General features: G+C 69.5%; 14 protein-coding genes. 7 read left to right on the forward strand and 7 right to left on the reverse strand.

Annotated elements, in window-relative coordinates; translation table 11 throughout:
- On the reverse strand, window positions 1–342 hold a 342-nt coding region (locus tag BN10_RS17410), incomplete at its 3' end, for an SWIM zinc finger family protein (RefSeq protein ID WP_040751560.1).
- 78 nt (window positions 343–420) lie between these two features.
- Between BN10_RS17410 and BN10_RS11350 the strand changes: the two genes are divergently transcribed.
- The 3 genes from BN10_RS11350 to BN10_RS11360 all read left to right on the forward strand — a co-directional run bounded on the left by BN10_RS11350 (window position 421) and on the right by BN10_RS11360 (window position 2,498).
- Window positions 421–1,044: a family 1 glycosylhydrolase gene (locus BN10_RS11350; RefSeq protein ID WP_010851391.1), complete on the forward strand. Its 624-nt coding sequence runs from the start codon at window positions 421–423 to the stop codon at window positions 1,042–1,044.
- Between the two features lie 5 nt (window positions 1,045–1,049).
- Complete coding sequence (locus tag BN10_RS11355; protein ID WP_010851392.1) at window positions 1,050–1,373, forward strand: DUF952 domain-containing protein; 324 nt, start codon at window positions 1,050–1,052, stop codon at window positions 1,371–1,373.
- 138 nt (window positions 1,374–1,511) lie between these two features.
- Complete coding sequence (locus BN10_RS11360; RefSeq protein ID WP_010851393.1) at window positions 1,512–2,498, forward strand: hypothetical protein; 987 nt, start codon at window positions 1,512–1,514, stop codon at window positions 2,496–2,498.
- On the opposite strand, the gene BN10_RS11365 is transcribed toward BN10_RS11360, so the two are convergent.
- Window positions 2,488–3,069, reverse strand: a complete 582-nt coding sequence (locus BN10_RS11365; RefSeq protein WP_233354309.1) for a GNAT family N-acetyltransferase — start codon at window positions 3,067–3,069, stop codon at window positions 2,488–2,490. The genes BN10_RS11360 and BN10_RS11365 overlap by 11 nt on opposite strands.
- A gap of 116 nt (window positions 3,070–3,185) precedes the next feature.
- Complete coding sequence (locus tag BN10_RS11370; protein WP_010851395.1) at window positions 3,186–4,940, reverse strand: aminotransferase class V-fold PLP-dependent enzyme; 1,755 nt, start codon at window positions 4,938–4,940, stop codon at window positions 3,186–3,188.
- 106 nt (window positions 4,941–5,046) lie between these two features.
- Between BN10_RS11370 and BN10_RS11375 the strand changes: the two genes are divergently transcribed.
- Both BN10_RS11375 and BN10_RS11380 read left to right on the forward strand, forming a co-directional pair.
- Complete coding sequence (locus BN10_RS11375; RefSeq protein ID WP_010851396.1) at window positions 5,047–5,667, forward strand: TetR/AcrR family transcriptional regulator; 621 nt, start codon at window positions 5,047–5,049, stop codon at window positions 5,665–5,667.
- 21 nt (window positions 5,668–5,688) lie between these two features.
- Window positions 5,689–8,235 carry an MMPL family transporter gene (locus tag BN10_RS11380; RefSeq protein WP_010851397.1) on the forward strand — a complete coding sequence of 849 codons (2,547 nt, stop codon included), beginning with the start codon at window positions 5,689–5,691 and terminating at the stop codon, window positions 8,233–8,235.
- Here BN10_RS11380 and BN10_RS11385 read toward each other — a convergent pair.
- Window positions 8,206–9,114 carry a LysR family transcriptional regulator gene (locus BN10_RS11385; protein ID WP_010851398.1) on the reverse strand — a complete coding sequence of 303 codons (909 nt, stop codon included), beginning with the start codon at window positions 9,112–9,114 and terminating at the stop codon, window positions 8,206–8,208. The genes BN10_RS11380 and BN10_RS11385 overlap by 30 nt on opposite strands.
- 91 nt (window positions 9,115–9,205) lie before the next feature.
- On the opposite strand from BN10_RS11385, the gene BN10_RS16935 reads away from it, so the two are divergent.
- Window positions 9,206–9,376, forward strand: coding sequence for a hypothetical protein (locus BN10_RS16935; RefSeq protein ID WP_010851399.1), 171 nt, complete (start codon window positions 9,206–9,208; stop codon window positions 9,374–9,376).
- A gap of 65 nt (window positions 9,377–9,441) precedes the next feature.
- Here BN10_RS16935 and BN10_RS11390 read toward each other — a convergent pair whose 3' ends face one another.
- The 3 genes from BN10_RS11390 to BN10_RS11400 form a co-directional block, all read right to left on the reverse strand.
- Complete coding sequence (locus BN10_RS11390) at window positions 9,442–10,128, reverse strand: exonuclease domain-containing protein (protein ID WP_010851400.1); 687 nt, start codon at window positions 10,126–10,128, stop codon at window positions 9,442–9,444.
- A gap of 10 nt (window positions 10,129–10,138) precedes the next feature.
- On the reverse strand, window positions 10,139–12,004 hold the full coding sequence (locus tag BN10_RS11395; protein WP_010851401.1) for a DUF294 nucleotidyltransferase-like domain-containing protein: 1,866 nt from the start codon (window positions 12,002–12,004) through the stop codon (window positions 10,139–10,141).
- Window positions 12,005–12,114: 110 nt separating this feature from the next.
- Window positions 12,115–12,534 (reverse strand): rhodanese-like domain-containing protein, encoded by a 420-nt coding sequence (locus BN10_RS11400; protein WP_040751576.1) that lies wholly within the window; start codon window positions 12,532–12,534, stop codon window positions 12,115–12,117.
- A gap of 93 nt (window positions 12,535–12,627) precedes the next feature.
- On the opposite strand from BN10_RS11400, the gene BN10_RS11405 reads away from it, so the two are divergent.
- On the forward strand, window positions 12,628–13,753 hold a 1,126-nt coding region (locus BN10_RS11405; protein WP_084311042.1), incomplete at its 3' end, for an MBL fold metallo-hydrolase.

Genomic DNA, 13,753 nt, shown 5'->3' on the forward strand with positions numbered 1-13,753 from the left:
GGCGACCGCGGCGGCCAGCACGGCGGCGACGTGCTTGCACTCCGAGCGCACCGGGCACGAGCAGCGCGAGGTCCAGGGGTGCTGCCCGCGGTCCAGCAGGCCGCGCAGGCCCTCGGCAGCGGCGCCCGCCGTCGCCGTGACGAGCGTCTGGTAGGGCCAGTCCCTGGAACCGGTGACCTCGGCGAGCAGCATCCGGCCCCGGTCGGCCGAGGTGATCGACAGGACGTTGCCGGCCGCGGCATACGCAAAGCCGCGCTCCCAGGCCGCGTCGCCGAGGGTCTCGCGACCGATGTCAGGGGTGAAGCCGGCGAGCCAGTTCGCACTCGCCACGTCGATCCCCATCGGACAAACCTAACCCCGGTCGGGGACAGTCCGGGACCGCTTTCCACAGGGTGCCGGAGCCTGCGGCACGCTGGTGCCATGACGGACTCGGAGGGCCCGGGCGGGCACGCGTTCTCCATCGCCGAGCTGCGCATCGGTGTGGCCACCTGTGCCACGCAGATCAAGGGCGGCCGGCGGGCCACCAACTGGGCGGCACTCCCCGGCCGGCACGACGACTGGCTCGGCATCAACTACCACTCCCGCACCGCGGTCTCGGGCCTCGATGACGGGACCTTCCCGAACTCGCCCGTCAACGACCTCGGCTGGGAGGTCCACCCGCAGGGCCTGGTCGACGTCGCCCGTTGGCTGCACGACCGCTACCCCGGACCGATCTGGATCACCGAGAACGGCACCGCCGACAACAGCGATTCATTCCGCTCGCGCTACCTCTACGACCACCTGCGCGCCATCGCCGGCTCCGGCCTGCCGATCGAGCGCTACTACCACTGGTGCTTCGTCGACAACTGGGAGTGGGCCGAGGGCGAGGTCCCGCGCTTCGGCATCGTCCGCCTCGACCACGCGACCCAGGAGCGCACCGTCAAGGAGTCCGGGCACTTCCTCGCGGCCGTCATCGCCGACCGGGGGGTCGCCGAGGCCTCGTATGCCGCGCACGTCGCCTCCCAGCGCTACCGCATCGAGTCCGAACCGAGCCCGAGAGGCTGAAACCGTTGAGCGAGAAAATCTTCCACATCGCCGAGGCCGACAAATGGCGGGCGGCGTTGGCTGCGGGCGAGTATCGCTGGTCGACCCTGGACCGGACCCTCGAGGAGGAGGGGTTCATCCACGCCAGCGAGGCGCACCAGTGGGAGGCCACGCTGGAACGCTTCTACGCGGCATACGAGGGCGGGCTGATGCTGCTCACCATCGACCCGGCGCTGCTTACCTCCCCGCTGGTGCGCGAGGTCGGCAACCCCGTGACCGGGGAGCAGTTCCCCCACCTCTACGGGCCGCTGAACGTCGACGCCGTCACCGAGGTGCGACGGCTCCGTTGACCGGTTGCGTGCCGATGTCGCGATTGGTTGCGACAACGGCACGCACCAACGATCCACAGGCTGCTGAGCCGCGAAACATTGTCCACAGGTGGAAACCGAACAGTGGCAGGGCAGAGCAACTCACTCGATGGTTCCTCCATGGCCACTCCCCGACGGTTGACGCGCGAAGAGCGCCAGCGACGTGTCGCCGGACTCGCCGAGACTCAGGACGGGTTGGCGCATCGCCGCCAACTGAACGCGCTCGGTGTCTCCCATGCCGACGTGCGCAGTGAGGTGCGAGCGGGCCGCTGGGCACTCCGCGGACGCCACACGATTCATCTGGGTGTTGCCCTCGGCCCACGTGCCCCATGGTGGACGGCAGTCTGGGAGTCCGGCGGTGGCGCCGTCCTGGACGGAGCAGCAGCGCTCGTCGCCCACGGCCTGACCGGCTTCTTTCCGGCTCAGATCGACGTGTCGTTGCCGCGGAACAACCGTCGTCGCCACGTCAACGGCACCCGACTGCACCTGCGCTCGGCGATGCCTCCGGCGCTCAGCGCGGGAGTCCCGCGTGTCCGCCCGGAGGTGGCTGCCATCCACGCCTGCGGATGGTCCCGCAGCGACCGAGAGGCGGCGCTCATCCTGTGCCTGGTCATCCAGCAACGGCTGACCACGCCGGCACGCTTGCTCGAGCAGTGGCAGACTCGTGCAGCCAAGGCTGTGGAGCGCCCGCGCCGGACGACGCTCGACCACATCGTTCTCGACGTATGCGACGGTGCCCACTCCCTCGGCGAGCTCGACGTGGGCGCGCTCTGTCGGCGCATTGGCGTCGCAGCCCCCGAACGGCAGGTCGTCCGCACGCTGCCCAACGGCCGCATCTATCTCGACGCCAGGTGGAAGGACCACCCGCTCGTCGTGGAGGTTGACGGCGTTCAGCACACGAAGGGACTCGCACCCATCGACGATGCCCTCCGGCAGAACGAGGTGACGCTGTCGAACGACCGCGTCCTGCGCATCCCCGTGCTGGGCCTGCGCCTTCGCCCCGACGAGTTCGGGAGTCAATTGGTCCGGGCCCTGGGGCCGCGTGACATGCGTGTCGTTGTCGCCACCAGTTGCGACAACGACACGCATCCTGCCCTCAGGGACTGAGGTTCGCCCGCTGCTGCCCCGAGTCGTCGAAGTTCGAGGGGTCCAGCCACGCGTCGAGGCGCTCACGGACCGCCGGCCACTCGGCGTCGGTGATCGACCACCAAGCTGTGTCCCTGTTGCGGCCCTTGGTGACGATGGCCTGCCGGAAGGTCCCCTCAAAGGTGTAGCCGAGTCGTTCGGCCGCCCGCATCGACGGTGCGTTGAGCGCGTCGCACTTCCACTCGAGACGGCGATACCCCAGGTCATCGAAAACGTGCCCCATGAGCAGGCGCTGCGCCTCGGTCGACGACACCGTCCGCTGGAGTGGCGTCCCGAAGGCCACCCATCCGATCTCGATCACGCCATTGCCCTGGTCGATCCTCATCAGCGAGGCGACCCCGCAGGCGATCCCTTCGCGGAGCACCGCATGGGTCACCGCAGCCGAGGACATTCGCTCCTCGACCAGGTCACGCACCTCCCGCAGGGTGCGCGGCCGCTCGACGGGCAGGTAGGTCCAGTCGGCATCCGCCTGTCCCTCGTATGCCGCGTGCAGGCCGGGCGCGTCACCCACCTCGAGCGGGCGCAGGGTCACCCGTCGCCCCTTGAGGACCTGGCCCGGCGGGTGGGCCGCGCCCGACCAGCCGGGTACCGGATCGCCGACCGGCTGGCCGAACTCGTTCCTCCGCGTTGCGTCCGGCACGTGGACCCTCAAGCAACCACAGTGCCGGACGCAGCGAGGGCTGTGGCTGGGAGGTCGAACCACCGCAGGTGCTCGAAGTCCTCGGTCAGTCCCTCGCGACCACCGACCAGCTCGCCCGGAGGAACAGCCGCCGCCAGGATCGCCCGCGCATCGACCAGGTGCTGGGCGAGCAGCTCCTCCCCACCGGTCAGCGCCTCGGCAGGGATCGTGAGGTGGCCGTCCGCGGCATACCTGATGTCGCGCAAGCGAATCGGCGGCTCGACGACCCCCTCGCGGTGCCGCCAGCGGCCGGTCATCGGGTCGAAGAGGTAGTCGCCGAGCAGGCGCCAACCGTCACGAGCGACCATCCGCACAGCCTCGATGACGTAGTCAGCCACCGTGTCGGAGAGGAAGTAGTTGAAGTTCACCCGGACCCAGCCCGGCTTGATCCCCTCGCAGCCACCGGTGATCTCCCGCTCGAACTCGTGGGAGCGCTCGACGTCGATGCCGAGCAGCCGGTGACCATAGGGGCCGGCACACGAGCACCCGCCCCGGCTCTGGATCCCGAAGAGGTCGTTGAGGAGCGCGACGACGTAGTTGTGGTGCAGATAGGGCGAGTCGTGCCCCTTGACGACGAAGGACACGATCGACAGACGCTCACGCTCGAGGTTGCCGAGAATCTCGATGCCGGGCTCGCCGCGCCAGGCGTCGACCGCCCGCCGCAGGAAGCGCTCCTCGAGCTCGCGAATCACCTCTGTCCCCACGGTTTCCTTGAGCTGGAAGACCAGGCCGGCACGGATCGACTCGATGATCGCCGGCGTGCCGCCCTCCTCCCGATGGGCCGGGTCGGCGAGGAAGACGTGCTCGTCCGGGTTGACATAGGCGACCGTGCCACCTCCGGGCACGTCGGGCACCCGGTTGGTGAAGAGTTCACGTCGGGCGACCAGGACGCCGGGCGTCGACGGCCCGCCGATGAACTTGTGCGGAGAGAGGAAGATCGCATCCTTGTATGCCGCGGGGTCACCTCCCACGGGCGCCGTCATCTCGATCTCGACGTAGGGTCCCGCGGCCGCGAAGTCCCAGAAGGAGAGCGCACCGTGACGGTGCAGGAGGGAGGCGATGCCATAGGTGTCGGAGACGATGCCGGTGACATTGGACGCGGCACTGAAGGACCCGATCTTCAGCGGCCGGTCGGCGTGCGCGAGGAGCTTGGCCTCGAGATCCTCCAGACAGACACCACCGTCGACGTCCTCGCGGATCGTCACGACGTCGGCGATCGTCTCCCGCCAGGAGACCTCGTTGCTGTGGTGCTCGTAGGGGCCGATGAAGACCACCGGGCGCTGGTCCGGCGTAATGGCGCCGGTCAGGTGCCACTGGTCCTCGAGTCCGGAGGGGATGCGCAGGCCCATGACCCCGATGAGTTTCGCGATGGCCCCGGTGCACCCCGACCCGGCGAAGATGACGACCGAGTCGTCGTCGCCGTGGACCGCCTGCCGGATGATCTCGCGGGCGTCCTCGCGCAGCCGGGTCGTCTGCAGGCCGGTGCCGCTGGACTCGGTGTGCGTGTTCGCATAGCTCGGCAGCACCCGGTCGCGAATGAAGTCCTCGACGAACCCCAGGGCCCGCCCGCTCGCGGTGTAATCCGCATAGGTCACCCGACGGGGTCCATAGGGGGTGGCCATGACATGGTCCTCGCCGATGACGGACTCACGGATGTGCGCGACGAGAGGGTGCTCTGGCTCCATGCCGATCAAGAGTGCCAGCCGGCCGCCCGCCTTGTCCATAACCCCAGCATGCGAAGTTCCTTATTTGCATAACTCATGATTATGTGGGTCTGAGTGCACAGTCATCATTTGCACATCCGTGCAAATGTGCACTACTGTGCACTTCATGCACCTCAGTCTCCGTGAGGCCAAGAAGGACGCAACGCGAGCCCGCCTCGCCGAAGCCACCTACGAGATCGTCCGCACTCAGGGACCCGACCACCTAACCGCCGAAGCCGTTGCGACGATGGCCGGCGTCTCCCGGCGGACCTTCTTCAACTACTTCCCCTCGATCGACGCAGCCTGTGCCCACTCGGTCGAGTTGCTGCTCGCCGAACTGACCGAGACCCTGAGCCGGCGCCCTGCCGACGAATGCCTCTGGGACACCATGGAGGCACTCCTCGCCGGGGAGGCCGGTTCCCCGGTCATCGAGCGCCTCGCACTCCTCGCCGCGACCAAGGAGAACTCACCGGTGGCCCGCCACTTGGCCCACGATCACATCGACGCCTTCGTCGAATGGCTCACTGGGTGGCTCATGGACCGTCTCGGCCCGGACGTCGACGAGGTGTATGCCGCGACACTCGCCGCCTCGGTTGTCGCCACCGCCGAGGCCACGCTCCGGATCTGGAGCGAGCGCCACGGTGGGTCGACCGAGCCGGCCGTGCTCGCGGCATACCCCGACATGCTGACCCGTTCCCTGTGCCTGCTCCGCACCGGTTTCGACACCGCTGCCCTCCCCACCCGCTGACCCCAGAAGGACCGCTCCACCATGGCTTCCCTGCTCTACCGCGTCGGCCGCTGGTGCGCCGACCACGTCAAGACCGTCATCGCTGCCTGGCTGATCGTGCTCGCCGCCCTCGGTGGCGGCGCCGCGACCTTCGGAACCCCCCCGACACCCGAGGTGACCATCCCCGGCAGCACCTTCCAGAATGTGCTCGACCACGCAGCCACCCAGATTCCCGAGGTCGCCGGCGGCTTCGGCACGGTCGTCGTGCACTCGCGCGACGGAGCCTTCACCGACACCCAGAAGGCCGCCCTGACCCAGACCTTCAATGAGTGGACCGACCTCGACCAGGTCAACCGAGTCGTGGATCCCTTTGCGGCACAGGCACAACTCGACGCCAACAAGTCCAAACTGGCCGACGCGGCAACCCAGCTCGACTCGGCCGACGCGCAGTTGACCGCCGGCCGCACTGAGCTCGACACGGCCAAGTTCCAGTTGCTCCAAGGCCAGGGACTCCTCGCCTACAGCAGGGCGAAGGACCCGGCCGACCCCGGCATCCCCTCCCTCGAGCAGCAACTCGCCACCGGCCAGGAGCAACTCGCCGCCGGCGAGGCCCAGTGGCAGGCCGGTTACGACCAGTACCTCCAGGGGCGGACCGCCTACCAGCAGGGCGAGGACACGGTTGCAGCCATCAACGGCCTGCGCACGGTCTCGTCCGACGGCAGCACGGCCATTGTCCAGATCCAGTTCGACCGCAACACCAACTCGGTGGATCCAGCGGTGCGCGAGCGGGTGCAGGAGATCGGGAACACCTTGGCGGCCTCCGGTATGGACATCGACTACAGCGTGGAGATCACCCAGGACAACAGCCTCGTCGGTGTCGGTGAGATCGTCGGTCTCGTCCTGGCCGGCATCGTGCTCGTGGCCATGCTCGGCACCCTGATCGCCGCCGGCCTCCCGCTCGCGGTCGCCATGATCGGCGTCGGGGTCGGCCTGGCCGCGGCCATGGCGCTCACCGCCTTCTACGAGATGAACTCGATGACCCCGGCCTTGGCCCTCATGCTCGGCCTGGCCGTCGGCATCGACTACGCCCTCTTCATCGTCAACCGCCACCGCAGCCAACTGCTGCAGGGCATGGACCTCAAGGAGTCGATCGCCCGCGCGGTCGGCACCTCGGGCAGTGCGGTGCTCTTCGCGGGGACCACCGTCGTCATCGCCCTCGTCGCCCTGGTCCTCTCCGGCATCCCGCTCCTGGCCCAGATGGGTCTGGTCGCCGCCGGGACCGTCGCCGTGGCGGTGCTCGTGGCGGTCACCTTTTCCCCCGCCCTCCTTCGCATCATGGGCACGCGGGTCGTCTCGCGTCGTGGATGGCGAGCGGCCGGATTCACCACCCCGGGCGAGGTCTCGACCCGCGTCGTCACCGAGGACCAGCACGAGGAGGAGCACGGCGGTTGGTATGTCCGGCTCATCACCCGCCGACCCTGGCTGACCGTCCTCGGTGTGGTCGCCCTCGTCGGCATCATCGCCTTCCCGGCGCTCGACCTCCGTCTCGGACTCCCCGGCGGAGGCAACGAGCCGGCCGACTCGACGGCCTACCGGGCGTATGCCGCGACCGCGCAGGCCTTCGGGCCCGGCATGAACGGCCCGGTCATCGTGGTGGCCGACCTGCCCGGCACGCCGACGCAGGAGCAGGTGAGCGCCACGCAGGCGCACCTGGCGACCTCACTGGCCGCGGTCGACGGGGTCGAGCACGTCGTGCCCTTCGGCACGAGTGCGGACCACCGCACTCTCGCCTTCCAGGTCGTGCCATCGACCGGTCCGGCGGAAGCTCAGACCGTGACCACGGTCCACGCGCTGCTCGACGGTGCGTCGTCCATCGGGGTCAGCACGGGGACGACGATCGGGCTCACCGGCCAGACGGTTGCCAACATCGAGATCTCCGAGCGGCTGGCCGCTGCCCTGCCGACCTACCTGCTGGTCGTCGTCGGTCTCTCCCTGCTCATCCTCACGGCCGTCTTCCGGTCGGTCGTCGTGCCGCTCGTGGCCACCGCTGGCTTCCTGCTCTCGGTCGCCACTGCCTTCGGCGCGACCGTCATGGTCTACCAGTGGGGCTGGCTGGGCTCGATCTTCGGGGTCCACGACCCCGGACCGATCCTGTCCTTCATGCCCATCATGCTCATCGGTGTCCTCTTCGGCCTGGCGATGGACTATCAGATGTTCCTCGTCAGCGGGATGCGCGAGGCGTGGAGCCACGGCGAGGACGCCCGGACGGCGGTGCGCAGCGGCTTCACCCACGGCGCCAAGGTCGTCACGGCGGCTGCGGTGATCATGTTCGCGGTCTTCGGAGGCTTCGTCTTCTCCCATCTGACGATGATCAGGCCGATGGGCTTCGGGTTGGCCGTCGGCGTCCTCACCGACGCGGTGCTCGTGCGGATGACGCTCACCCCGGCCGTGATGCACCTCCTCGGCGAGCGCGCCTGGTACATGCCGGGCTGGTTGGACCGGCTCACGCCCGACCTCGACGTCGAGGGCACCTCGCTCAGTGCCATGAACGACGCACAGTCACGACGGCTGGACCCGTTGCCGGCGTGATGGGTGCCGGCTGAGCCGGACGAGCAGGTCGAGGACTCGATCGGCGACCGCGTTGCGGACACCGCCCTCCCGGACCATCGCCACGAGTTGGCGCACCGGGGGGTCGGTGATCCGCACGCGGACCACTCCGTCCGGGATGATGCGCGCCGCGAGTCGTGGAAGCACGGTGATCCCGACACCGGCCGCGACGAACCCGAGGGCGCTGTGGTGGTCCTGCGCCTGGACGGTGAAACGCGGGGTGAATCCCTTGGCCGCGCACGCCGCGAGCACGATCCGGTGGCCGGGATTCGCGAAACTGTCGTTGCTCACCCAACCCTCACCCTTGAGGTCGGTGAGGGTCACCGCGCGTCGACGTGCCAACGGGTGCTCGTGGTGGACGGCGAGAATGTAGGGGTCCTCGGTCAGCGGCACCTTGCGATACCCGGGACGCCGTGTGTTCTCGGTGTGGTCCATCGCGACATCGATGTCCGGGATCGTCGAGCGAGCGCCCACCTCGGTGAGGACGAGTTCGACGACGAGGTCAGGGAACTCGGCCGTGATCTGGCGCACGATGCTCGGCAGCAGCGTCGAGCCAGCCGACGGGAAGTAGCCCAGCACCAGCCGGCCGGTGCGACCGTCGCGCAGGTCCGCGACATAGTCATCGAGTCGATGCCACTGTTGCAGCACCGTCTCGGCCTGAGCGATGAGTGCCTCGGCCGCAGCCGTCGGCACGATGCCTCGGCCCACCCGGTCGAAGAGGTCGAGTCCGGTCTGTCGCTGCAGCGCGGCGATGTGCTGACTGACAGCCGAGGGCGTCATCCTCAGGTTGTCGGCGGCCTCCTGGACGGAGCCGGTGACCATGACGGACTGGAAGACCCCGAGGCGATGTGGATCGAGCATGGTTCGAGCCTACCCAACACATAAGCGTTGCTTTATTACCATGAAGTATTGTCGCCTTGTCCTAAATAGTTGAAGGTCTCACAATTGAGACATGACGACGCACCGCATCTTCCAGATCGAAGCCGCCCAGCAACTTGCCGACCGGCTCCGCACCGCCCGCCACATCGGCCGCTCGTGGACGCGAGTCCAGGACCGCGACTTCGAGCGCGAGACCAACGAACTGCAGATCATGGCGCAGGCCGGCCCCTACCGCATGTTCTGAGGGCCACCGCTCTCTTGCGTCCGGCAACGTGGTTGATATAGCGGCCGCGTGCCGGACGTTGCGGTTCAGGCCAGCACCTGCTTGAGGGTCAGGTCCCCCTCGCCCCGCATTTCGGCGACCTGGGCCAGACAGAGCTCAGCACACGACAATGCGTCGATCAGCGGCTCGTGCGCCCGATAGATCGGCAGCCGATAGCGCTCGCGCGCGGTCCACAGCCGCAGTGACCCCGGCGCCGGCTCCTGGCCGAAGGCGCCCGCCGTCAGTCGGCGCTGCAGGTCCAGGGTGTCGACCACCTGCGCCGGGAAGGGCGCACCCCACAACTGCGCGCAGGCACGCTCGATGAAGCCCACCTCGATCCGGGCGAAGTGCGCGAGCAACACCCGCCCGCGCAGTGCCGCCAGCACCTCGGCAAGCGCTTCCGCCAGCGGCACCCCACCGGCCACCACGTCATCGGTCAGCCGATGCACGGTCGCGCTTTGCCCCACGTCGACGGGTGCCGCGACGAGGATCGAGCGGGCCCCGGCAAGTTCGATCCGACCACGCACGACGGGCACGAAGCCCACCGCGACGACGTGGTCCCTGCCCGGCTGCAGCCCGGTCGTCTCGACGTCCAGGGCGAGCAGTTCGAGGTCGTCCACGTCGGTTGCCGGGTCGGCAAACGGCACCGAGAGGTACGCCGCGAGCGGGCCCTCACGGCATACCTGAGCCGCCCGCTGGCGGGCCTGCTCGGGGGTGCGACGGAACCACGCCATCAGATCGGCCTCACATGAAGGTCGTCGGGTAGCGCGAGGCCATGGCCGACTGCGCCGAGCGAACGATGGCGAAGGCCTCACGCAAGTGGCGCTTGTCGAAGGAACTGAGCTGGTCGGGGTTGACGTGGTTGTCGACCGGGCGCCCCTCCCTCACCTGGGCCGCCTGGTGCCGCAGCCGGACGTAGGAGATGAACTCGAGGGCGTCGGTGAGGTCGGCCCCCTTCTCCTCGCTCATGATCCCGCCGGCGATGGCGGCCTGGATCCGGGTGGCGGTGTGGACCGCCGGCGACCCCAGCGCGAGCGCGTGGACCCGCGCCAACTCGACGACCGCACCGATGCCGCCACGCTTGATGTCGAGGGTGGCCGCATGGTCACCCTCCTTGGCCAGCACGAAGCCGCGGAAGAAGCCCAGGGGAGGTTCGTTGAGGGTGGCGGCCTTGGCCAGGTGTGCGAGGAACAGGCGCGACTGGGGGGCCCGGGCCAGGATGCCGTGGTGCAACTCGGGGAAGAGCCCGGAGTCCCCATGCACCGGTCGCATGTCGAAGAAGATGCTCGCCTGGAGGATCGCGTCGGGCACGGGCTGGGTGAGCCAGGTCGCGAACTCCTGCCGCCAGTCCTGCAGGCGCAGCCGCCAGCGCGGGTTGGTCGCCATGACGTCCCCGGGGCAGGTCGGATAGCCGCACTCGACGAGCCCGGCACTCACCCGCCGCGCGAGCTCCTCGAACCAGGCGAGGTCGGCGTCGGTCGCCTCGTCGCTGATGATGATCGCGTTGTCCTGGTCCGCGGCGAGAGCCTGCTCGAGGCGCGCCCGGGAGCCCAGGGCCACCCAGGTGTAGGGCACCGGCGGCCCGCCCAGCTCGGCCTCGGCGAGCGTGATGAGTCGCCGCTCGACCGCGTCACCGATCGCGGTGACGACCCGGCCGATGTCGTCGGCGCTGGCGTCCTGCCCGACGAGGGCCTCGACGACGGCGGGCAGGCGGGCACTCACGGTGGCGACGCCCTCGACGTCGGACTGCTTCTGGATGTCGCCGACGACGTAGACCGGGCTGGCCTGGACCATCCGCATGAGGTCGGTGGTCGTCACGACGCCGATCGGCAGGTCGTGCTCGAGGATCGGCAGGTGGTGGATGTTGCGACCCACCATCTCGAGGAGGACCTCGAAGGCGAGGGCGTCGGCGTCGCCCACGACGGGTCCGGCGGTCATGACCTCGCGCACCGGTCGCTCCGGGGAGACGCCGACGGCGAGCACCCGGTTGCGCAGGTCGCGGTCGGTGACGATGCCGGCCAGCTGCTCACCGTCCATGACGAGCAGGGAGGAGGCGCCGTGCTCCTTCATCGTGCGCGCGGCCTGGGCGATGCTCGCGTCCTGGGTCGTCGTGATCGGCGCCCGCTTGATGAGGTCGCGCACGCCGGTCTTGAGCATCGCGGAGGTCGAGCCCGAGTCCTGCAGCTTGGCGACGGCACCGCGCATGCGGTGGGCCCGCTGCTCGTCGAAGAAGTGCGCCACGTCGGGATGCGCCGCGGTGAGGGCGCGGAACTCCGCCTCGGGGAGGACATAGACGAGGCAGTCCTCGATCGCCGTCACGTCAAAGGTCGAGGGGTTGCCCAGGACGAGGGTGATCGAGCCGAAGACGTCGCCGGCCTCGCCCCGGTCGACGAGCGTGCCCTGGTCGTCGTGGATGTCCACCGCCCCTGAGCGCAGCACGAAGAGGCTGTGGTTGTCCTTGCTCCGCGTGATGATCGTGCGCCCGCGGCGGTAGTACTCGACGGTCATGCGCCGTGGCAGCTCGGCGAGCACGTCGGGCGGGAGGGTGTCGAAGGGTGCGTGCCGGGCGAGGAAGTCGCGGATCTCTGCCAACTCGACGTCGAGGGCCATGGTCCATGCCTACCAGCGGCCGGGGCCGGGCGTGCCCGGCTGGGGCCACCTCGCGCCGAGCGCTTCCCCCACCGCGCCGAGCGGGCGTGGTGGGCCGTGTGCCGCGCCCGTCAGTCGGTGACGACCTCGCCGCCGGCTGCGGTCCAGGCGCCGATGCCGCCGCCGAGGTGGTAGGCGTGGGTGAAGCCGAGATCCTTCATCGTGGCCAGCGCGGTGGCCGAGCGGTTGCCGCTGCGGCAGTAGAGGGCATACTCGCCGTCCTTGGACAGCTCGCCGACGGCGGCCTTGAAGTCGGGCCCGTTGACGTCGATGTTGACGGCACCGCGCAGGTGGCCCGCGGCGAACTCCTCGGGGGTTCGCACGTCGACGACGGTGACCCCGGGCGAGGCGACGGCGGTGGCGAAGGCCTTGGCGTCGAGGGTCTCGTCGGTCGAGCCACTGCACCCGGCGAGGCCGAGGACGGCGGCCAGGCCGGCACCGGCGGTCAGCGCGAGGACGGAACGGCGACGGCGGTGCACGAACGCGGACATGCTCGGAATACTCCTTGGAGAGGCTCGGTTGCTCATGACCAATATACCCCCTAGGGTATCCAAAGGAACCGCGACCCCGGAGGAGACGACCCGATGATCTTCACCCAGTACTACCTCGACTGCCTGTCCCAGGCTTCCTATCTCGTCGCCGACGAGGACTCCCGAAAGGCCGTCATCGTCGACCCGCGCCGCGACGTCGAGGAGTACCTCGCCGACGCCCGCGAGCTCGGGCTGACCATCGTCGGCGTCATCAACACCCACTTCCACGCCGACTTCCTCTCCGGTCACCTCGAGCTGGCCAAGGCCACCGGCGCCTGGATCGGCTACGGCGACGCGGCGACGGCGGAGTTCGAGATCCGCGCGCTCCACGACGGTGAGCGGATCCCGCTCGGTGGCCCGGACGGCGTCACCCTCGAGATCATGGCCACCCCGGGCCACACGCCCGAGTCGATCAGCGTCCTCGTCTTCGAGCACGGCACCGACGAGGTCGCCCACGGCGTGCTCACCGGCGACGCCCTCTTCATCGGTGACGTCGGTCGCCCCGACCTGCTCGCGTCGATCGGGCACACCGCCGAGGAGCTCGGCCGGATGCTCCACGACTCGGTCCAGCGCAAGCTCATGGGGCTGCCGGACGCCGTCCGGGTCTTCCCCGCCCACGGCGCCGGCTCGGCCTGCGGCAAGAACCTCTCGACCGAGCGCCAGAGCACGATCGGTGAGCAGCGCCGCAGCAACTACGCCTGCCGTCCGATGGACGTCGACGCCTTCCTCGCGGTCGTCACCGAGGGGCAGCCGAGCGCGCCCGGCTACTTCGTCTACGACGCCACCCTCAACCGCCAGGACCGCCAGCTGCGCGAGCTCGACACGACGGTGCCCGCGCTGAGCTGGGAGGAGTTCGAGCACGAGGTCGCCCTCGGCGCCCGGATCCACGACGCCCGCGACCCCCAGGAGTTCGCCGCCGGCCACCTCGCGGGCGCCATCAACGTGCCCGCCGACGGCCGGATGGCCGAGACGGTCGGCATGGTCTTCGCCCCCACCGACCGCATCGTCCTCATCGCGCCCGAGGGGCTCGAGCAGCAGGTCGCCACACGGATCGCACGCATCGGCTTCGACCACGTCGTCGGGCACCTCGCCGACCCCGAGGGCGCCATGGCCGCGCACCCGGACCAGGTGGCCCGCGCCAGCCGGCTCACCGTCGAGCAGGCGGACGAGGCGATCGCCG

The sequence above is a fragment of the Phycicoccus elongatus Lp2 genome (assembly GCF_000367525.1).
GTDB classification, from domain to species: Bacteria; Actinomycetota; Actinomycetes; order Actinomycetales; family Dermatophilaceae; genus Phycicoccus_A; species Phycicoccus_A elongatus.